This window comes from Maribellus comscasis (assembly GCF_009762775.1).
In the GTDB taxonomy this organism is placed as follows: domain Bacteria; phylum Bacteroidota; class Bacteroidia; order Bacteroidales; family Prolixibacteraceae; genus Draconibacterium; species Draconibacterium comscasis.
In genome coordinates, this window is sequence record NZ_CP046401.1 from 3275014 (window position 1) to 3296970 (window position 21957).

Sequence of the window (21957 nt, forward strand, 5' to 3'; positions counted from 1 at the left end):
AAATGTAATAAAATATAGGTTTAATTGTCCTTTATAGTCTCAATCAATCATAAAAATTTGATTGGAACTTTATTTTCCGTAATTTGATTTATGTTTTACCAAATAAAATAATCATGAATCAAAATTATGAAGACTTACTAAACAGAGCTTCTGAGTTTATAGTAGCTTATGGCTTAAAGGTAATCATGGCGATAGTTGTATTAATTGTCGGCCTTTGGATAATTCGGCGCGTTGTAAAAGTTACCGGACGTGTGATGGAAAAAAGAGAAGTGAACGTGTCGCTTCGGGGCTTTCTTAAAAGCCTGTTTGGAATTTTACTTAAGGTTTTATTGTTGATAAGTATAGCCGAAATGGTTGGCATAAAAACTACTTCTTTTATCGCTATCATCGGGGCGGCCGGTCTTGCAGTTGGCTTAGCTTTACAGGGAACGCTGGCAAATTTTGCCGGAGGAGTTATGATTTTGCTTTTTAAACCTTTTAAAGTGGGAGATTTAATTGAATCTCAGGGGCATTTAGGTGTTGTTAAGGAGATTCACATTTTTGTAACCATTTTGCTTACCCCGGAAAGTAAAACGGTTATCTTACCGAATTCAGCTGTTTCAAGTAGCGATATAGTTAATTATACTACTGAAGGTGTTATTCGTGTTGACTTAACTTTTGGAATTTCTTATGAATCAAATATAAAGGAAGCCAAAAATATTCTGTTGGGAATACTAAACAGTCATCCAAATGTATTAAAAGATCCTGCTCCGTTTGTTGGTGTTGCTGAACTTGCCGACAGTTCGGTAAACCTTGCAGTTCGCCCATATGCAAAACCTGCAGATTACTGGAACGTTTATTTTAGCGTGTATGAAGAGGGTAAACTTGCATTGGATGCCGCAGGAGTTACAATTCCGTTTCCTCAAGTGGATGTGCACATGAGAAAATAAATTTTAGAAGAAGTAAAATGCCTTCGCAAAACAGAAGGCATTTTTTAAACGTATTTGAATCGTTTTATGTTTTTTTTAGGCGTTTTTTCAAATTCTTCATTTACAATCTCGAAAGTGCTTATTTGCTCGTATTTTGGAAGCTCTTCATTAACGTTTTTCCTGTTTTCTTCCATTAATTTAGGGATATCGGCCTCCGGTATTTTATCAGCTTGAACAGCTTCGAAATCAGGATACACAAGTGCAACCATTTTCCCGTTGCGGTCAATTACAACACATTCAGCAACGTAAGGAAGATTACTGATTTTTGCTTCAATTTCTTCGGGATAAATATTCTGACCGGAAGGTCCGAGAATCATATTCTTTGAACGACCACGGATATAAATAAAATTGTTTTTATCTATTACGCCCAAATCACCTGTTTTTAACCATCCGTCTTCGGTAAATGCGGCTGCTGTATCTTTTTCATTTTTGTAATATCCCACCATTACATTTTCTCCTTTTACCTGAATTTCTCCCACAACATTGTAAGGATCCTCTGAATCGATCCGCACTTCCATCCGGTCAACTAATTTACCGGCCGAAGAGGGCATTGTTTTGTTCCAGGCATCATAACTAATAAGCGGGCCACACTCTGTCATACCATACCCAACGGTAAGAGGAAAGTTGATTCGTTTAAAGAATTTTTCCACATCGGCACTTAAGGGGGCACCCCCAATGACAATTTCATAGAAACGCCCTCCAAAAGTTTCAACCAGTTTTTCCCTGATTTTTTTCAGAATTATTTTTGATACAAGAGGAGTGCCGAGTAATATTTTTATTGAAGTTTTTTGGAGTGTTGGCAACAAACGCTTTTTATAAATCTTTTCAATTATCAGTGGAACGGAAAGAATAAGATGAGGTTTTACTTCGCCAAAAACTTTTGTTATTACAGCGGGAGACGGTATTTTGTTCAGGAAAGTAATATGACAACCTAAAGTTGTCGGGAATAAGAATTCGAATAATAATCCGTAAACATGTGCCATAGGTAAAAACGAAACGATTTTGTCGTCGGCTTGTAAAGGCATGTGCTCCTGAGCAAAAATAATGTTTGAAACCAGGCTGCGTTCAGGAATCATAACTCCCTTGGTAAAACCTGAAGTTCCTGATGTGTAAGAAATTACGCAGGTTGCTTCTTTGTCCCATTTTTCAAACTGAAATCCTTCCCGGCTTAGTTTATTTTTTTTGTAATATTCAAAAGCATCTTCCATTTTATATTTTACATTTTCGTCTTTAGCAATATGAAAAGAGAAATCATCCAAAGCAATAACTGCTTCAACCCTTCCTTCATTTTGAAAATCAACCTTTTCAAGTAGTTGTTTTCCCCCAACTACAATTCGCGCTTCAGAATGATTGATGATGTGATTTGTATTGGATTTGTTAAAATCCGGAAGAATGGGAACGATTACAATACCCGACGAAATTGCAGAAAGAAAGACTGTTGCCCAGTTTGCTGAATTTCGCCCCAAAACGGCAATTTTGTCCCCTTTTTTTATTCCCATTATTTGGTAGAAAAGATGGAGCGATTTAATGTTCGCCGCAACTTCTTTGTATTTAAAATCTTTTCCCTCATAATCTGAAAATGCAAAATTGTCCCAATTCTTGTGGAATGCATCGGTGTAAAGTTTAGCTAAATCAGGTAATGCCATAATTTTATAATTTAACCGATAAATTTATGAAAATTACCTGAATGTTCGGTTTTTAAAACACAGTAAGATTAAATATGAATAAGTGTCAATAATAAAAAACTCCGGAGATTCTCCGGAGTTCGTTGTTTTCCGCGTTTATATTCACGTTAATGGTAATACCAAATTAATTAACTTGCTTCCAACAACTTATATTTAGTAGAGACGAAATTTTACAGACCTTTTTATAAGTCTCAAAAAAAAGGTGTATTTAGGGGAAAACAGGGATCCACCCGATTAAGGCGGAATTCCCGGTTTTTAATTATTGTTTTGTTTCAACTACGGCGTATTTACTTACTTTCCAAAATTCCTCCGGATTTTCGATTTCAAGATAAGTGATCAGGTTGTCTTCCTCGATAAAGCGGAATGAACTATCAGGATGTTCAGTAATTATTTTTGCTTTTTTTACGAAAAGCGGAAAATAATTGGTATTCCTTTTATCAAGTTCAGTGAAATAAGTTTCGTTAAAATCCTCTTTTATCGTTTTGCTTTTCCCAATTCCAAGAAAGCCACCTTCTTTGGTAAGAACTCCGTTATCTGCCAATTCATCAAACGAACCGGATGTAAAGAATGCTTTATTCAATTCACTGTCCTGTTCTGCAATTAAATTGTTGGCATTTTTAATAGAATCAGCTTTAACTACAAGGTCGGTTTCCATAACTACCATTTGGCTGTCCATTTTTTCAATTTGAAGATCCATTTCAGCAATCTGGTAGTCGCGTTTTTCCAACTCTGTTTTTAGCACCTGGATATTCTCATCCTGTTGTTTAATGCTTTCGCTGAGTTTTGCGATTTTGTTTCTGAATGACTTGATTTCAATACCGGAAGATTTTAGCTGTTTTTCCAGCTCATCAATTTTTTTACTGCTTTCTTCCAGCATTTCATTCATTAATTTAATATCGGCAACCAAAACTTTTTTCTGGTCTTGTTTGCCTTCCGCTTGATCTAAAACCAGTTGACTTCTTTTCTCACGGATGAATGTCAGGTTTTCTTCGATCTCATCGAAAGTATTTGCCATTTCATTTACCAACGAATCTCTTTCTTCTATGGTCATATTCAAATCAGCATTCTGATTGCTTAGTTCATCAATATGCGATTTATTGTTATAGATTATAATACCTGCAACTACAACAACTATAGCAAACACTCCAATAACAATCCATTTTAACATTGAATTTTTTTCGGTTTTCATAACGTTTTCCTCCTCGTTAAATTAAATTTTTGTTTGACACAGCACGTATTGCCAAACCATGTGCCAAGCAATTGGTGTTTTTGTAATTGTTTGTTTTTTAACTTTTTATGTTTTTGAATGATGGCTGGTGAGCTGTCAAAATGATAAGGTATTATCAAAATGATAACAGTTCAAGAAGAGAAATAAATTTGGTTTTTTGGGCTATTTCGTTTCTTTAAGCATGCGGTAAATTGTTGCAACGCCGATGTCAAGCTTGTCAGCAACAATTTTGGTATTGTTATCGTATTTATCGAGGTATTTTTTTACAATGCGGATATTGTACTCGCGCAAACTCATTTCACCATCAAGCTTGTCGTTAAACAGCGCGTCGTTTCCTAAAACAATGCTTTCATCCGTAATTTCTTCATTGTCGGAGAGTGTAATGGCGAGCTCAATAACCGACTTTAATTCTCTGATATTTCCAGGGAATGAGTAGGAGCGTAGTTTCCCAACCGCAGATGTAGTGAGGCTTTTTACAGGAAGTTTATTTTCTGTGCAAAATTCTTTTATAAAGTGTTTCGAAAGCGTAATTATATCGTTGCCCCGGTTGCGTAATGCCGGTAGTTCAATAGATAATCCAAACAACCGGTAATACAAATCTTGTCTGAAATTTCCTTTCAGAACAGCATCCTGGAGGTTTTGGTTGGTTGCAACAATAATCCGGGAGTCGGTTTTTATTGACTTATTACTTCCTATTCTCACAATTTCTTTTTCTTGGAGTGCTCTTAAAAGCTTGGCTTGTAGTGAAATATCCATCTCCGCTATTTCATCCAGAAAAAGTGTTCCACCATTTGCTTCTTCAAACTTTCCAATCCGGCGGATGTTAGCACCTGTAAAAGCTCCTTTTTCGTGTCCGAACAACTCACTTTCGGTTAAATCTTTTGGTATAGCTGCCATATTTACGGCAATAAAAGGCTTGTTGGCTCGCTGAGAATTATAATGAATTGCTTTGGCAACCAGTTCTTTTCCCGTTCCTGTTTCGCCGGTAACCATTACCGAAATGTTTGTCCGGGTGGCCTTTTCAATTAAACTGAATATTTTTTTTGTAGCCGGGCTGTTTCCAATAATCGTATTCTCAAAATTATATTTCTTTTTAACTTCACTTCTCAGGGTTACTATTTCTCGTTTCAGTCGTTCTCCTTTTCGGATATTGTTTACTGTATTTAACAAACGCTCCCGAATATCTTTCGATTTTACAATATAATCGTAGGCACCGTATTTTAACAGTTCAACAACTACTTCTATTTCATCCTGTTCTGAAATTAAAATAACCTGTATTTCTTCGTTTTCCGATTTTATCTGTTTTAGAATTTCCAACCCTTTCATGTCGGGCAGGCGATAATCGAGCGTTACAACATCCGGATCTTTATGTAAATTGTTTAAACATTCTTTTCCTGATGTAAACGATTCTATTTCATAATCCGGATTCATGGAAAGATTGTGTACCAGTAGTCTGTTATACCATTCGTCATCTTCAACAACAAATATTTTAAATGGTTTTTCGTCCATGTTACTTATTTAAACCGGTTAATGAATTTTTTTCGTGATTTTTGCTGCGAATGCAAAGTTGGTTAAAAAAAAGGTTTTATTCAGGAGCTTCATTTAAATATTTTTTTAAAAATGTGATTATTTCTTCCGTCTCATCTTTAACTTCAGTAAACAACGAACGAATAGTATTAATATTTAGTTTCTTTTCTGCTAATTTTTCAATTTCTTTAACTTTTTCATATAAACTCATTTTGTCTAAATGCTTATATGGAACCGCCATTTTATGTGTCGTTTCCCTGATGGTATTCCAGTCGTAATATTTTAAAGCTTTTTCAATAGCTGCCAAACCATTTGTACTCGATTTAATAAAAAGCCCGATGAGTTCTTTTAAAAAAGTGTCATCTTCGCCAGCAAGTCTTTTCAGTTCTGAAATATCTACCGGCGAAACCGGGTTCGGATTTTTAGCTGTTTCCTCAATTTTTAGGATTGAACTTAATGTTGAGAACAGCGTGTTTTCGGAAAAAGGTTTGGAAAGAAATCCACGCATTCCTGCATCCAGACATTTTTGTTTTTCAGTTTCTTCATTTGAAGCTGAAATTGCTATTATTTTAGCTTCCGGCTTTTTGTGAAGGATTTCTTTCGTGGCCTCAAAACCATTTTTGCCCGGCATCCTTAAATCCATAAAAATAAGGTCAAAGTTATTTAAAAGAGCAGCTTCAACCACTTTGTTGCCATTGGTAACTTCTTCGAATTTTGTCCCCCATTTTTTTAAGATTCCTTTCAGAAGAAAACGATTGAATTCCGTGTCATCGGCAATCAGGAATGTTAGATTTTTATAGGCCTCCGGTACTTCAACTGTTTCAAAATAAGTTCCGGGAATATTTTGTTTTTTCCCCTCTTTGTAAGGAATTTCAAGCATAATAGTTGTTCCTTTTCCCGGGGTACTTTCTACGCTAATATTTCCACCATGTAATTTTACCAATTTTTTAACAATGGAAAGACCAAGCCCCGTCCCCTGGTATTTTATGCCTTCAGTGTTTTCTGCCTGTACATATTCATCAAAAATAATGTTGAGGTTCTCTTTTGAAATTCCAATACCGGTATCAACTACACGGATGTTAAACCGGAAAAAACTGTTTTCTGTTTTTTGAGTTTCGACAGCCAACGAAATTTTTCCGTTTTGTGTAAATTTGATTGCATTTCCCAACAAGTTGATCAGAATTTGTTTTAACCGGAGTGGATCGCCAACTATTGCTTCAGGTCGCTCTCCTGACCAAACAAATTTTAACTCGTTGTTTTTTTTCTCTGCTTCAAATTTTTGAAGAGCGATTACTTCTTTAAAAATCTCTTCGGGTGAAAAATCTGTTTTTTCGAGTTTTAACTTGTTTGCCTGAATTTTAGAAAAGTCGAGCGTATCGTTTATTACATTTTTTAGATGAATTGCCGATTTTGAAAGGACAGAAACCAGTTCTTTGGTTGTATGGTCAAAAGATTTTTGATGGAGTTGTTCGGTTAAACCATAAATAGCGTTTACCGGAGTTCTTAGCTCGTGACTTACATTTGCAGCAAATTTTTCTTTAGCAACAGCAAGGTTTTCAGCTTCCAACTTGGCTTTTTTTAAAGCCCGCTGGTAGTCTCGCATTTTTTTCAGATAATTGAACAGAACAAACAAAACAACCAACAGGAGAATTACTGCGAGGATGGTAAAACCAGCCAATCGTTTATATGTTAATTCTGCCAGGCGGTCAGCTTCATCGGTTTTTGCGATGAGTTTGTCGCTTTCATTTTTTTCAGCTAATACAACCAATTCGTTTATCTGATGTACTATTACCATATTCTCCTCTATCAATTTCGATTCGAGAATATTTTTTTCTTCCCCTTTTTCCCTGATTTCATTTATTTCTGTTTCCAGACTTTGAATTTGTTCTCTTATTTCTTCCGGTTCAAGTTCCCGTTTAACAATGGTGGTGTCAACAATGGTTTTCTTACCGCCAAATATTTTTCTGAATATCCCTTTTTTTTCCGTTTCCGTTCTTATCGTGTCTAATTTTTCCTCTTCAAGTTTTGAATAGATTTCTGTAAACGATGTTGTATCAACATTCTGCATTGATTGATGTAAGTTCAGGATTTTTTGCCACAGTTCAATCTTTTGAAAAGCCAGAAAAGTGAGTGAATCAATCACCGGCACACCAATTTCGTTTTCGGCCGTAAGCAGATTGAGATCTTCAATTTTTGAAACAATCTGTTTTTGCAGCGTTTGATAGGGGGCCAGGTCTTCGTTTTTATTGGTAAGAATATAGAGCCTTGCATTGTTTTCAAGTGAAGCTAAATCGGCTGTTAAATCTTTTACCAGGAAAAGCTGGTAATCCGGTATGGTTTCCTGGTGGATGGACTGGACAATGTTGGACAGACTTTTATACGCATAATACCCCGATGTTACAACAGCGGCACCAATAATTAAAGAAAGAAGAGTGATTTGTATTTCAATTTTGAATTTTGACATTCGGCCAATCAATTTTTTTATTGAACGCTTGATCCCATCAGTTTGTTTTGCCAGCAATATTATATATTTTTAAGCACACGTGCGCTGTTTTTTTTGGAAATCAGTGTTTTGTCAGGTCTGCTTAGTTAGGTAACTGATAGCAGAATATAAAAAAATAACTGACCGGAATTCACCAATCAGTTATTTTTGTAAAATGAGAAATTAACTCTAATATTTCCTCAGGAAAATGTCTCCGCTTACTGTTTTCAATTCAACACCGGTATTCCCTCCGTTTAATGATAATTCGCGATTTGTGCCTACCCACGAAATTTCCTTTGGCGGTTTGTTGTCAAAAACCAGGTTTGAATATACGTCTCCTGTTACAGTCGATAAATCAATATTTGCTTTATGACTTTCCGGTACAGAATAGTCTATAAAACCACTCACGGTTTTAATTTCCATCTCTCCCACACACCCCATCAGTTCAATTTCTCCCGAGATTGTGTTCAGACTGAACTCGAGATTGCCGGGAACTTTTAGCGTGTAATTAATATCAGTATTAAAGTTGTATTGATCTCTTTCTCCTATCTTTTTTTTGATTCCTTCAAAGTCAACAACTTCCTCAATATTTGTTTTCCCGTTTTTGTTTTTAACTTCCAGGCTGTAATAGTCGTTAAATGTATTGTTTTTGATATCAACCGTAACCTGAAGTTCAATAAAGTTATTTTTCCAGGCTTCTATTTTGATATTATCGGCAAAACTTAGCTTCATTTCTACTTTTGAACCTTTTACATCAACTTTTTCGTTAACGATCTTTTGAGCATGAATTAAATCGTTACCAAAAATCAGCATCAGAACAAGGATGATTATTTTTTTCATGGTAGTCTATTTTTTTCGTAAATAAATATTTCCTGATACTGATTTCAAATAGATTTCCTGTCCTCCGCCATTTAGTTTGTAACTTGTTTTCCCTTTTCGTTTTATGGCTCCAAGGCCTTCCGAACGTTCGTCACGGTCTTCTTTTCCTGCACTTTCCAAATTCAGGTTATTGTATACATTTCCCGTTAAATTGCTGATCTCAATATTTGCTTTGTTCCCCGCTGGAATTGAAACATCAACAAATCCGCTAACAGAAGCGAGCGAGGTGGGTTCTCCCTGGCTTACATTGCTAAATATGACTTCAACATCGCCACTAACGGAATTTACCGTAAATGGTCCGCTGCAATTGTTTAGTTTTACGTCCGAGCTAAGCGTTTTAATCTCAAGGCTGCCGTTATATGAATCAATATCCAGATCGCCGCTTGCAAAAGGGCTGTGGTAATCGATACTTACCGCTATACCTGCGGGAATTGAAATGGAGTAGTTAAAGTCTCTTACCTGTTTGCTTATCCCGGTAATGCTAACGATTCCATCTTCTTCGCTTACATTTACTGCCAGGCCTGTATTATCTTCCATTGCTCCCAACAATTGTAATCCTTCAGCCCGCTCGGGTTTTTCAAAGTTGGCGTCGGACTCAATTACAATAGTGTTTTCACTTGTGTTTTTTAAAGAAATCTCACCTAGAAGGTTTGTAATTTCCACACGATTTTTCACCTTTGGCGAATATTCATATTTCTCCTGGCTCATGCTTAAAAGAGGAAGGACAAATGCTGCTAATAGAACGGTTACTTTTTTCATAATTATCTTTTTCTTTTTGTTTCACATTTTTTGGAATGTTGATTTTTTGCCGGCCAATAAATCACTCATCCCGTGTTTATATGATTGTTTTTATCATACTCTTTGCATATTCCCTGACCTGTTCGTTTGTATTTTCGTCTTTTGAAATGGATTCTATCTTGTCTTTTGCTTCTTTAATTCCTGATTCTGTAAGAACTTGTATTAATGAGATCTGCAAAAGCGGATTGTCCTGAAGTGACAAGGAATGAATGAGCTCATTTTTTATGCCGGGGTTTTTATCCATCATTTCGGATAAAGTGTTGATTGCAGCCAATCGTACATTGACATTTTTGTCGCTATTCATGGTATAAACCAGTGCGTTTACCAATGCATCATCTGCATTTCCCATTGTTTTTATATTGTGAACAGCTTCGATTCGCTGCGGCCCGGAATAATCTTTCAGCCCTGCAAGCAAAACTTCTTTTTTCATCGAATTTAGTTCAGATTGTAATTGAGCTACTTCAGTGTTTTCAGAACCGGTAAAATACCCTGCGATAAATGTACCTGCACCAATGATCAGTATTGCTGCTACCTTAATCCAATCCGGTAGCTGAATTATTCTTTTATCTTTGAAGTTGTCGTTTGTCTCAACCAACTTTAAGAATTCTTCTTTCATATCTCCCGGCGGCTCAACCTCAGGGAAAGAATCGGTAAATTTCAGAAATGATTTTAACTCGGAGTAAAGTTCCCGACACGACTCACAGCTCTGAATATGAATTCCGATTTTTTCCGTTGTATCCTTATCCAGTTTTTTATCGATATATTCCGGGAGGTTTATTTTTACTTCTTCACATTTCATCTTATTCAATTATTATTTTAGTATAAATTTCTTTTAGTTTTTGAATGGCTCTAAAGGTTTTCACCTTCACCGCATTTTCTGTTGACGAGATTGTATCAGCAATTTCCTTGTATGAAAAACCCTGGAATCGGTTTAACTCTATCATTTCGCGGTATGCCGGAGGTAATTGAGACATTGCCTCAATCAGAAACTCGAACTTTTCTTTTGTGTCTTGCTCACGCATTGACTCTTCCTGATCAAATTCAGCTACCTCCAGATCATTATCTTCGCCATAGAATTTTCTTTTTTCATTGTAATAATCAATCAAAATATTTCTAGCAATCCGAAATAACCAATAGGCAAAAACTTTGTCATCTTTCCAGCTGTGGCTGTATTTCAGAATTTTTACAAATACATTTTGTGTCAAATCCCTGCTTGCCTCAGCATTTCTGGTCATTCTAAAAAAATAACCATATACATTTTTATAGTTTCTGTCATATAGAACACCTGCTGACCTTTTGTCTCCCGCGGCCAACTTCTTCATCAGCATTTCGTCACTAAACTGTTTTTTCATTCTTTATTTCAGGAATATATTCCTTTAAATTGCTTATCTGATATGAATACCTGTAAAATACATGAATGGTTACTGTGGAAATAAAAAATAGTTGTTTTTTTAGAAAATCGGAACATAAAGGAAATAAAAAAACCGGCTCAACTGTTGAACCGGTTCAAGTCCTATTCGACGTCTTCTGTGCCAATAACATTTTTATCTTTTGGGTAAACTGTAATGTGGATTTCCATGGTGGTTAGAAAACAGTCATCCAAGTTTAACAACTGAGGGGGAGTGCACAGTTTAAAAGAACTTAATAATTTGGGGTAATGTCTTTACTTATCCAGTTAATTGATATTTGAAACAAATAAAGAACCTTCATTAATTGTGATTCAATATTACAACTAAATTTCAGTAATTTTTTCAGCAATTATTGTATGGTATAGAATTTCAGATATGTGGTTAACTTTAATTATTTAATGGATTGTTCGGAATTGTTTTTTACTATATAACAACGGGCACTAACATCTCAACCCGAGTGCCTGGATATCTTGCACCCGGAGTCAGTTCCGCTGAAATGATCTCTGATTTTACATCGTAGCGGTCACCAATGAGTTGTAATCTTTTTTTGGTTAAAGAAACTCCCATATTTAAATTTTGGTCCGATTGTGAATAAGGTTTTGCTTGTTTTATTCCAATCCCATTGTCTTCAACAGTAATCTTAATACTTTTTTCATTGAATGATTTTATCCTAATCCATATTTTCCCTTTATCAGGAAGAGAAGATACACCGTGCCAAATAGCATTCTCAACAAAAGGTTGTATAATCATTGAAGGTATGGCAACCTGGTCCACGTCAATTTCATCATCTATTTCAATTTCAAAATCAAATTTATTATCCATTCTGAATTGTTCCAACTCAATATAATTTCTAAGGCGTTCCAGTTCGTCATCGATTTGTATCGAGTTTGATTTTAACGAGTTCATGTTCTGTCTTATCAGACGGGCGAATTGTGAGAGATAAATTCCTGCTTCTGCCGCCTTATTTAATAAAAGATATCGTTGTATAGAACCCAAAGCATTAAAAATAAAGTGCGGATTCATCATCGACTGTAATGCCTTGTGTTCAAGCGTTATTATCATGTTATCTGTTTCCTTTTGTTTTATTTTTCGTTTATAAAAGAAAATGATAATAAGGACTACTCCGCCGAGCAGAATAAATAAGATGGTAATTTTTGTTATTGTACGTTGAATGAAAGTTGGCCGAACCATAATCGGAAGTTCAACCGCCGGGCTATACTCTCCCAGACTTTTGCGAGCTTTCAGTTTAAATGTATAATGCCCGGGGGAAAGATTTAGATAGGTTACCTGTGTATTTTTTCCATTAATCCAATCCCGATCGATTCCTTCCAGCATATAGGAATAATTTGAAGGAGTTGAAGAATAATTTAAGCTGGCAAAATTGATACTAAAACTTTTTTTGCTTTTAAATTTAATTGCTTCAGTGTGCAGGGCAAGCTCTTTGTCGTCTATTAATAAACTATAAAAATAGGGTTGCGGGATTTGGATTACTGCATTAACACAGTCAGATATGGGTATCGATACCAGTCCATCATCTGAGGCAATATACAATCTGTTATCGTGGCATATAATATCATTAATGTTATTAAAGTCGATATTCAACCGGCTTAACTCGAGTGCTTTCTGGCTTATTGCTTTTAACGGATCTTTTATGAAATAAACAGTTTTCGTTGTATAAAAGAACAATACGTTTTCATTGTATTCAATACCTTTAATCCGGTAATCTATTTGAGTTCTGAAAGCTTCTGTTAAATCGTAAGTATTTTGATTATCTCTTAAAATTAACTGATTACCAATTATATTATATATTTCATAATTTTTATTGATTGCCAGATGAGAAGTAATTGTTTTTCCATTGAATGGCTGCAGCGGAAGGTTCAGACTTAATTTATCGTCAATAACAAGGTAGTTTTTTTCTGCGTTGATAACCAGATGATTGTCCTTGTTTACAAAAACATTATTTATTCTTCCGGTTCTTAACCCGATAACTTTACAATTGAGACTTTCATCATAGTCAATAATTAAAAGCCGGTCATTAATATAAGAATATATTGTTTTTTCGTCAGACGGCACGTCTAACTTTTTTACTTTGTAAGGAAGTTTTTTGTGGGTGCCGAATTTTATTGTATTGGTTTTTTCATCGTAAAGGGTTTCTTCAATTAAATGGAGTTCTTCTCCTATCGGGCTTGTTATTAATGTGTTGTCTTTGAAGTGGTATATATTTGAAAGATTATTTTCGTCCAGATCAAGATTCATCCGGGTTAGTTTCTCTCCGCTGATTGTATATAACAAACTGCCGTTGGTTGCCCAGAGTTTGCCGTTGTTGGTTGGCGCCAGCGATTTTATTCCTGATTCTTCAAAACTTTCGGTCGCCCAATATTGATACCTTAAAATTTCACGGTTTATCTTATAAATTCCTTCTGACGCTGAAGTAACCCAGATGTTCCCTTCCCTGTCTGCCATAACACCCTGGGTCTGATCAACATCGAGGTGGAAGATGATTTCCTTACCATCATGACAATATAAACCTTTATCATAGGTGGCGAGCCAAAAAAGTCCCTCAGAATCGACAGCGAGGGAGTTGACGTATTTTGATTTTGACTGTAGAATATGTTTGGTTATCAGCTTTTTACCCTGGTAGATGTTCGCGTCTCCCGTCCGTTCAAACGCTATCGTTTTTTCCTGGTTATCCACTCTAAAAGCCTTTTCTATAAGATAGTCGGAGAACGGAGTCAGATATGCACTGTCTCCCACCACATCCGATTCATAAATGCCGATCGCCGACCACATCAGAAATTTATCATCCAATGACTTGCTTAAATGAAACAGACTCAAGTCTCTTTGATTGTTAAGACCAAAATTTAATTTGCTTACCTCGCTACCGTTCTTTTTTAGAACATAAATATCTGATATAGAATTATAAAAGTAGATCGTGGAGTCATTGTCTTCATAAAAATCAATAAAATAGAAATTGGCTTTTAACTGGCTGAGCAGGGTATCGTTTTTTTCATTATAGATTGTATTGTCAAAATGATAATTCAGAGTCCCGTTCATATTCATAAACCAGAGTCTTCCCGATGAATCTTCTTTGATTCGCATTACGATGTTGTCGCTTAGCCCTTCTTCAACAGAATAGTTTTTAAAATTGGTCCCATCGAAACGAATTACACCGGCATCAGTGGCAAACCAGATAAATCCCTGCGTATCCTGATACGCATATATGATTTTATTGGTCGGAAGTCCTTCCGCGATGGTATAATTTTTTACAAACGGATTTGCAGCAAAAACAGAATGGAGGAACAATATAAAAATAACGGATAAAAAATACTCTTTTTTCACTAATCGATAGATTTTGAGTGCGTTCCTACCAATTCCCTGAATTCGTTAAAACGTCTTCTTGATATAGGAAGTTTTGTTCCATCATCAAGAACGGCAAAATACCCCTGGTAACTGGAAAATCCTTTTAAATAATTCAGGTTCACTATGTTTGATTTATGTATTCTGAAAAATTGGTTTGAATCCAGAACTTTTTCAAACTCTCCCAACGATTTACTCGAGATAATTTTTTCCAGGCCCGAAAGATGCAAAATTGTATAATTGCTATCGGCTTCCAGGTAACGAATTGTATCAACCTCAACTATACGAAATCCAAATTTCTCAACAACTGTAATTTTTTTTACCTGCTTATTTTCTCCTTTTACCTGCTGTAGTAAGTTTTCGAGCGACTCACTGTATACATTCTGAACATTATTTTGTTGTTGCCGCAGATTTAAAAACGATGTGGCTTTGTCAACAGCTTCTTTAAGTTCCGAAGGATTAATGGGTTTTAGTAAATAATCAATCGCATTGGCCTTGATGGCTTTTAAAGCATATTCTTCGTGTGCAGTTGTAAATATAATTGCATATTTTTCTTTTGGGATGGAAGCGATAAAATCGAAACCGTTTTCGTTTGGCATTGAAATATCCAGAAAAATTAAATGAACTTCAAATGCTTTCAATAACTGCCTGGCAGTAGCGGCAGATTCCGCACTTCCGCACAATCTTATATCCGGGCAATAATGTCGTAAAAGTATCTCAAGTGTTTGCCTGACATTCATTTCATCATCAACGATAATTGCATTAAATCGAGTCATAAAGCAAAGATATAACATAAATTAGAACTAATATCTTTGGCAGATGAACGGTAGGTTTTATTTAGCCAGCGGTTTGAAAAGCCAAACAAATGGCTTCCATTAAATTTGTGTTTCCGGTTTATACATAAGCTGCAATAATCATTAAAAACAATTCAGTTACGATAAGTTTGTCAGGAATTGAACAAAATTGTATTGAATTTTGTAAATTACCTTAAAATTTAACAAACAATAGATTATGGATTCAGTTGGAAGTTTTTCAGAAAAGTTTAACGACATAATTTTGTTTTATGGCCCGCGGTTGGTTGGTGCTATTATCACGTTAATTATTGGTTGGTGGATAATTAAAGTCATTCAAAAGGCAGTACGTAAAGGTTTTGAAAAGAGAGAGATGGACCCATCTTTACGGGGTTTTTTAAACAGTATGATCGGGATACTCCTGAAAACCATGCTGATAATTAGTGTGGTTGGAATGCTCGGGGTTCAAATGACTTCCTTTATTGCAGTTTTAGGTGCTGCGGGTTTAGCAATTGGAATGGCACTTTCCGGTACCCTTCAAAATTTTGCGGGTGGTGTAATGATTTTGCTGTTCAAGCCCTTTAAAGTAGGCGATTTTATAGATGCTCAGGGACACAAGGGTATTGTTAATGAGATCCAGATTTTTAATACAATATTAAAAACACCGGATAATAAAACCATTATTATTCCTAATGGAGGACTTTCAACTTCGTCAATGGTGAATTTTTCAGCCGAGCCAAAACGAAGAGTCGATTTTTTATTTGGAATTGGTTATGGTGACGATGTAGACAAGGCAAAAAAAGTATTGCGCTCTTTGATTGATAAAGACGAAAGAATTTTAAAAGAACCGGAGCCATTTATTGCGGTTTCTGAACTTGGAGACAGTTCGGTTAACATTGTTGTACGTGTATGGGCTGAAGCGTCGAATTATTGGGGCATCTATTTTGATATGACTGAAAATGTTTATAAAACATTTGATAAAGAAGGCCTTAATATTCCTTTCCCTCAAATGGATGTACATATTCAAAAATGAGGAATACAAAATAATTAAGTTTTTTGCTGATTACTTTGAACTTTTAACTGCTTGATTTGTACTTTTAACATAAGCAATTATGGACTGTTTTCAAACCCTTTTTTGTTGATTCTCGAAATTATAATTTCGCAGAATAATCGAAATTAATTGATAATCATAGGGTGTAAAACGATTGAAAATAGTACTTTTGTTACTTACGTGCAAAATACTGTGATTTTTTTTTACAGTAAACTCCGTCCTAAATGGAACTTCTCCGTTTCGCACAAATTGTCCTATAAGCCGGAATAAATCCCGGCTTTTTTTATTTACCGGATTAAATAATCCGGATTTTTTTATCAAAAATTGAAACAATATCTCCTTTACGCAATTTTGCTCGTTTTCGAAATTCCCTGGTTCCGTTCAGAGAAACTTCACCTTCCTCAACAAGAATTTTTGCATGTCCTCCGGTTTCTGCCAGACCAAGTAGTTTTAGTAATTTAACCAATTCAATATACTCTGATTTTAACTGAAATTCCAGCATTATAATTTAATTTTCTTTTTAATTGATTTGGGAATTGCATTTTTGTGAACCATTATCGCAATTGTTTTTAACCGGACATAGTCTTCAGTCATATGAAGATAACCTCCAAAATTATTGCTGTCGGCGCCCCACGAGTTTTTTGTGTAGAAACACGTCTGGCCGGAACTGTTTTTTGAAAGGCCGACAATATGCATTAAATGATCATCTGTTGTGGTTCTGTCAAAAAAAGTTTCCTGTCTCATCTTCTGATCCACTTTTCCTAATTGTTTTTCGGGGAGATCTGCAATTCCTTTGTTGTGTGTAAATGTTTTTTCGCTTGTGTCACCATCCCATGCAACGGTATAACCATTATTAATGGCATAGGTCATAATTTCCATTAATTCATCGAGAGGCAAGTTGTAATACAAATCGTTTGACCAGTTATCCGGGACTTCCAACACAAATTGTGAATAAAAAGGATGATGGTTGTAGGAGGTCAGTTCAACATAATCATCAGCGTTGAGTTTGAATTTATCGCGAAGTTTTGAGGGAGTGTAAGTTTCTTCATCGGTTTTCACTTTATTGGGAAGTTTACCAATTTTCTCTTTTAATATTTTTTCTACGGGTTTTACGTCAGCAGCAAAAAAATTTTTTCTCTTTTTGTTCAGCTTTTCAACATCGTCGTTTAAATCTCTTGCCCACTGGTGATGATTATATCTTCCATCTGTTTTTACTCCCGGGTAAGATTCAAACGTAACCATTCCATGTTCCTTTAAAACATTTAGAACATCGTGCGCCTGTCCCCCCTGGCTAAAATTGTTTTTCCCGTAATACAGCAAATAATCTTCAGCTTTATCAAGATATGCCATATATACAAAATACATTTCCGAAAGATCAGTTTCGGGAAAACCTTTTCGCATGATTTCTGATTCCAAAAAGCTGGTTGTGGCAAAACTCCAGCAGGTTCCTGTACTTCCCTGGCTTATAACCGGAGTATGTTTTAATTCCTTGATAATTTCAAATTCTTCCTGATTGCCCTGTGCCGAGACTTGTACCGACAGAAAAAGAATCAGGATAAAATACAGTGCAACTTTTCTCATTCCAAATGTTTATGAATTTTTTAGTTCCTGTTGTTGTTTACGGGTCAACCCCATTACAATCAGATCGTAAGATTCATCAACAAAGTTTTTTATCATGTCGTCAGAAATCGAGCCATCAACAGAAATGGTATTCCAGTGTTTTTTGTTCATGTGGTATCCCGGTATGATTGCAGGATATTCTTCACGAAGTTCAATGTTTTTTTCAGGGTCGTTTTTGACACTTACCGATAAGTCACCTTCTAAACTGGTGAGACAAAACATCTTGCCACCTACTTTAAAAACCAAAGTAGTTTCACCAAAGGGAAATTCTTCGGATACGCCTTTTAATGAAAGGCAATACTCCCGTAACTCCTCAATATTCATGTTTGTAAAATTAAAATTACGGGTTAAAAGTAATTTTTTCCTTTTGAAATCAAAATTTAAAGCGTAGGATAAAAAGCATCTTTAAAATGTTCCAGCTCATACCGCTGATTAAAGAAAATAATCGTAACAACATCAAAGCGGGTTTCCCAATCAATATCTTTTTCGAGGATATATGCATCGGCGGCCTCAACAATACGTTTCATTTTCGAGTTGGTAACAGCTTCCGACGGGTGTTCGTAACGGATGCCATTGCGCGATTTTACTTCTACAATAACCAGCTGTTCACCATCACGGGCAATAATATCAAGTTCCAAATGTCCGTAATGCCAGTTTTTATCCAAAATCGTGTAGCCCAGTTTTACCAAATACTGTTCTGCAATTCCTTCAGCTTTTTCTCCTATTTCACGTTGCGAAACCATTTGTTCAAACTTGGGTATTTAAAGAAGTTTTAATGTTGAATTTACAGAAGAAACATCAAGTTGCCAGGTTTTTTCAAAAGCGAGCGCCAGATTTTTTTTGTCGTGGCCCGCTTGAAATCCGAATGCAACGGGATATTCAAATTCCTGAACAGCTTCAGAAATAATTTCATGAATATTTTTCCCAAATGGCGATTCGTTGTCTTTCATATCCGTAAAATCACCCAGAATCAGCCCGGCGAGCTTATCCAGTTTACCAGCGAGCTTAAGTTGGTGCATCATCCGGTCGGAGTGATATAAAAATTCATCAATGTCTTCGAGGAAAAGAATTTTGCCATCGGTTTCCAATTCATATTTCGTACCCTGTAAGCTGGAAATAATCGAAAGGTTTCCACCGACCAATTTTGCTTCAACTTTTCCTTCCTTGTTATGTTCCCAGTTTTTGAATGAGTATGCAACTTTTTCACCCGACAGGATTTTCATGAGCGAATTCAGATTTGCGGCAGGTTCTCCGTTTTCATCAAAATAGTAACGCGGCATTGCTCCATGTATCGTTGCAAAACCTGATTTATTAAGGCAGGAATGTAAAATCGTAATATCGCTAAAACCTACCAGCCACTTGGGTTTTTTTTGAAAATTTTCAAAATTCAGTTTGTCAATAATTCTTACAGTCCCGTAGCCACCGCGGGAACACAACACTACGTCGGTTTCCGCATCATCAAAAGCATTTTGCAAATCCTCCAAACGTTGTGAATCCGTGCCTGCGAACTGAAAATGTTGGGAAAAAGCATGTTCACCAATTTCAACTTTATACCCTTGTTTTTGAAACCATTCAACAGCAGGAAGCACGTATTTTTTATCGATTTTACCGGCCGGTGAAACTATCCGGATTTTTGAACCTGGTTTTATGTAGGGTGGTGTTTTCATTGGTTTTCGAGAAAAAAGGAAAGTTACAAAATTGAAATGCCGAAATGAAATTTACCCCATCAAAACCTCGTACAACTCTTCAACGGTTTCAACATAGTAATCGGGATTGGCATTTTTTAAATCTTCCTCTTTGCCAAAACCATATGCTACAGCAACCGTTGTAAGTCCCTTTGCTTTCCCTCCTTCAATGTCATAAACCGTGTCGCCAACCATAGCAACATTTAGGAAAGGTTTAATCCGGTGTACCGTTAAAATGTCAGAGATGATTGATGTTTTGTTTGCGCTGTGCCCGCCGTAATCTGCACCTTTCAGCTGAATTATATATTTGTCGAATTCGAAATGCTCGATGATTTGTTGGGCAAATTTTTCAAGCTTCGAGGTTGCCACATACATTTTAACACCTCCAAAATGTAAATCTTCGAGCAATTGATAGATGCCCGGATACGGTTCATTCTCGTGCCAGCCGTTTTCACTGTAATAATCGCGAAAATATTCAACTGCCAGTTTTGTGTTTCTTTCATTTAGTCCAAACAGCTGACTAAATCCCCATTGCAAAGGCGGACCGATAAATTTATCAAGTACATCTTCTGAATAACCATGTATTTGCATGTGCTCCAATGCATACAACAATGAGTTGCGTATACCGCGGGTATTGTCCGTTAGTGTGCCGTCGAGGTCGAAAATAATGTGTGAAAAGTTTGCCATATGTTTTTAAAAATACGAAGGTACGCCAATAGATTGAAAAAATTGAGAACATCGGAATGGTTTTTGGTAATTCTCAAAGTAAGTTATGTAAACAAAGCAGGATGAAAACAAAATTCGTAATGTTATTTTTAGCTTTCTTGCTAACAACAAGTTTTGCGAATAAAGTTTTTGGAATTTTCTTTAAACCCGATTCTATTCAAATTGAGATTGACACTGAGCAACTTATTCTCCCCGGTGAATCTTTTAATTTCGGTGTAACTTCATATCACCGAAAAGGAAAGATAAGAAAAACACTTGGGATGCAAGGTGGTTTTGTGTTCTGGTGGCATTATGAGGTTGAAGTCACCGGGGGAACATTTTCATCTGGAAAAATTACCGTAAATGAACGATTGATGCCTTCAAAAGGCAAATATGTAGAAGTAAAAGTTTTTCCAAAAAGACGCCCAAAACTTATACAACAGATTTTGATTCCGCTTAACTATGAAACAGCGGCGGTGTTTCACCCCGTTAGTAATTTTGATAAAGCGCCCGGGAGTATTGTCAAGGGGGAAATTGTTTCAAAATTCGACAATGGGAAAATCAGGGTTTTAAAAAAGCTGGCTAAAAATACGGAAGCTGAAAAATATCAGTTTACAGCGTTTGGTGGTAGTTTTATCAATGGAAAATTCAGAATTGATCCTGATTTTATGAATATTGAGAACCACTCGGCCGGACTTATTGTACAGTCGTTACGGAATGAGTCGGTAGCTGATACTTTTAATGTAAAGCTCGACTATAAACATCATTATAAATTGAATTTTAAAGGGCAATGGGGTTTTTCAGGAATGTCGGGAAGTGACGGAATAGATGGAGGAAGAGGAAGGAATGGGATGAGCGGAGAATTTGGCCAAAACGGCGAGTCCGGTTATAAGGGGCCGGATATTGGCGTTTGGGCTGATCTTTATATGGATTCGATACTAAATGGTTATTTGCTCTACGTGTTTGTGGAGAATTTTGAGTCGGGAGAGGAATTTCGATATCTTATCAACCCTGACGGTGGAAGTTTTACAGTTTCTTCTGTTGGCGGAGATGGGGGCAGAGGAGGAAATGGTGGCGATGGTGGTGACGGTGGTACAGGTGTTGACGGAGATGTGTGGTTTTCATATAAAACTGTGGAACAAAAGGTAAAAAAGCCTCGTACCAGAAAAGTCGCAAAAACAGTTAAAACGAGAACAAAGGATAAAGATGGTAAGGTAATAGAAGTGGAAAAAACTGTGATGGTTGATGAAGTCTACTATGTTGAAGTTGTTGAAAGGCATGTTATAACTGTGGAAAACAGAGAACCGGGAGGAACCGGAGGCAATGGAGGCAATGGAGGAGGTGGTGGTTTTGGCGGTTCCGGTGGTGCTGGCGGAGATATGTACTTTTATTTTACCGAAGACGGATGGGTATTCGAAAACTTATTTACTGCGATAAATAATGGCGGTTCCGGTGGCGCTAATGGTAGTGGTGGTGCAGGTGGTAACGGTGGAAGAGGCGGATTAGGAGACCCCAGCGGTAAAAGTGGGTATTGTGGAGCTGATGGGGCCTCTGCTTTTGGTTGGGGATCAAGTGGTCAGGAAGGAAGAGTTTTTAAGGAAACAACAGACGAATTTTATATTATTCAACCAACAGAAGAAACGACAGCTGAAAAAACTTCACTGTTTGACACAAGTATTTATTAAAGGAATTAAAAGAATCAGACTCATTTATAAAAGTAACCACAAGAAATTTCCACTATCTTTGTTGCCCAAAATGAAATTTTAAAGCTT

The 21957-nt window shown here is 36.2% G+C and carries 19 protein-coding genes; 3 read left to right on the plus strand and 16 right to left on the minus strand.

Annotation, left to right across the window (positions count from 1 at the left end; all coding sequences use genetic code 11):
• Nucleotides 1–113: 113 nt before the first annotated feature.
• Nucleotides 114–929, plus strand: coding sequence for a mechanosensitive ion channel family protein (locus GM418_RS13065; RefSeq protein WP_158866963.1), 816 nt, complete (start codon nt 114–116; stop codon nt 927–929).
• Between the two features lie 44 nt (nt 930–973).
• Here the strand turns inward: GM418_RS13065 and GM418_RS13070 are convergent, their stop codons facing one another.
• The 10 genes from GM418_RS13070 to GM418_RS13115 form a co-directional block, all read right to left on the minus strand.
• Nucleotides 974–2614, minus strand: a complete 1641-nt coding sequence (locus tag GM418_RS13070) for an AMP-binding protein (RefSeq protein ID WP_158866965.1) — start codon at nt 2612–2614, stop codon at nt 974–976.
• Nucleotides 2615–2912: 298 nt separating this feature from the next.
• A complete protein-coding gene (locus GM418_RS13075; protein WP_158866967.1) occupies nt 2913–3842 on the minus strand; it encodes a Cbp1 family collagen-binding glycoprotein adhesin in 930 nt (309 codons plus the stop codon).
• Between the two features lie 201 nt (nt 3843–4043).
• Nucleotides 4044–5390, minus strand: coding sequence for a sigma-54-dependent transcriptional regulator (locus tag GM418_RS13080; protein WP_158866969.1), 1347 nt, complete (start codon nt 5388–5390; stop codon nt 4044–4046).
• Nucleotides 5391–5466: 76 nt separating this feature from the next.
• Nucleotides 5467–7872 carry a hybrid sensor histidine kinase/response regulator gene (locus GM418_RS13085; protein ID WP_158866971.1) on the minus strand — a complete coding sequence of 802 codons (2406 nt, stop codon included), beginning with the start codon at nt 7870–7872 and terminating at the stop codon, nt 5467–5469.
• Between the two features lie 207 nt (nt 7873–8079).
• Nucleotides 8080–8730, minus strand: coding sequence for a DUF4097 family beta strand repeat-containing protein (locus tag GM418_RS13090; RefSeq protein ID WP_158866973.1), 651 nt, complete (start codon nt 8728–8730; stop codon nt 8080–8082).
• Between the two features lie 6 nt (nt 8731–8736).
• Nucleotides 8737–9528 (minus strand): DUF4097 family beta strand repeat-containing protein, encoded by a 792-nt coding sequence (locus tag GM418_RS13095; protein ID WP_158866975.1) that lies wholly within the window; start codon nt 9526–9528, stop codon nt 8737–8739.
• A 76-nt stretch (nt 9529–9604) separates the two neighbouring features.
• Entirely contained in the window at nt 9605–10366 is a 762-nt protein-coding gene (locus GM418_RS13100) for a zf-HC2 domain-containing protein (RefSeq protein WP_158866977.1), read from the minus strand.
• Nucleotide 10367: 1 nt separating this feature from the next.
• Nucleotides 10368–10919: an RNA polymerase sigma factor gene (locus GM418_RS13105; RefSeq protein ID WP_158866979.1), complete on the minus strand. Its 552-nt coding sequence runs from the start codon at nt 10917–10919 to the stop codon at nt 10368–10370.
• A gap of 480 nt (nt 10920–11399) precedes the next feature.
• Nucleotides 11400–14315: a sensor histidine kinase gene (locus tag GM418_RS13110; RefSeq protein WP_158866981.1), complete on the minus strand. Its 2916-nt coding sequence runs from the start codon at nt 14313–14315 to the stop codon at nt 11400–11402.
• Entirely contained in the window at nt 14315–15109 is a 795-nt protein-coding gene (locus GM418_RS13115) for a LytR/AlgR family response regulator transcription factor (RefSeq protein ID WP_158866983.1), read from the minus strand. The genes GM418_RS13110 and GM418_RS13115 overlap by 1 nt, the downstream gene beginning before the upstream one ends.
• Before the next feature lie 235 nt (nt 15110–15344).
• On the opposite strand from GM418_RS13115, the gene GM418_RS13120 reads away from it, so the two are divergent.
• Nucleotides 15345–16157 carry a mechanosensitive ion channel family protein gene (locus GM418_RS13120; RefSeq protein ID WP_158866985.1) on the plus strand — a complete coding sequence of 271 codons (813 nt, stop codon included), beginning with the start codon at nt 15345–15347 and terminating at the stop codon, nt 16155–16157.
• Nucleotides 16158–16470: 313 nt separating this feature from the next.
• On the opposite strand, the gene GM418_RS13125 is transcribed toward GM418_RS13120, so the two are convergent.
• The 6 genes from GM418_RS13125 to GM418_RS13150 are packed head-to-tail and all read right to left on the minus strand — an operon-like array spanning nt 16471 to nt 20167.
• Entirely contained in the window at nt 16471–16677 is a 207-nt protein-coding gene (locus tag GM418_RS13125; RefSeq protein ID WP_158866987.1) for an RNA-binding S4 domain-containing protein, read from the minus strand.
• The gene (locus tag GM418_RS13130; RefSeq protein WP_158866989.1) at nt 16677–17756 is read right to left on the minus strand and encodes a C1 family peptidase; all 1080 of its coding nucleotides are present in this window, start codon (nt 17754–17756) and stop codon (nt 16677–16679) included. The genes GM418_RS13125 and GM418_RS13130 overlap by 1 nt, the downstream gene beginning before the upstream one ends.
• Nucleotides 17757–17765: 9 nt before the next feature.
• Entirely contained in the window at nt 17766–18119 is a 354-nt protein-coding gene (locus GM418_RS13135; RefSeq protein ID WP_158866991.1) for an MmcQ/YjbR family DNA-binding protein, read from the minus strand.
• Nucleotides 18120–18175: 56 nt separating this feature from the next.
• On the minus strand, nt 18176–18538 hold the full coding sequence (locus GM418_RS13140; RefSeq protein WP_158866993.1) for a YraN family protein: 363 nt from the start codon (nt 18536–18538) through the stop codon (nt 18176–18178).
• A gap of 18 nt (nt 18539–18556) precedes the next feature.
• Entirely contained in the window at nt 18557–19462 is a 906-nt protein-coding gene (locus GM418_RS13145) for a S66 peptidase family protein (protein WP_158866995.1), read from the minus strand.
• A 51-nt stretch (nt 19463–19513) separates the two neighbouring features.
• The gene (locus GM418_RS13150) at nt 19514–20167 is read right to left on the minus strand and encodes an HAD hydrolase-like protein (RefSeq protein ID WP_158866997.1); all 654 of its coding nucleotides are present in this window, start codon (nt 20165–20167) and stop codon (nt 19514–19516) included.
• A gap of 101 nt (nt 20168–20268) precedes the next feature.
• Here GM418_RS13150 and GM418_RS31850 point away from each other — a divergent pair, with 101 nt between their 5' ends.
• Nucleotides 20269–21870 (plus strand): hypothetical protein, encoded by a 1602-nt coding sequence (locus tag GM418_RS31850; RefSeq protein ID WP_158866999.1) that lies wholly within the window; start codon nt 20269–20271, stop codon nt 21868–21870.
• Nucleotides 21871–21957: the final 87 nt, after the last annotated feature.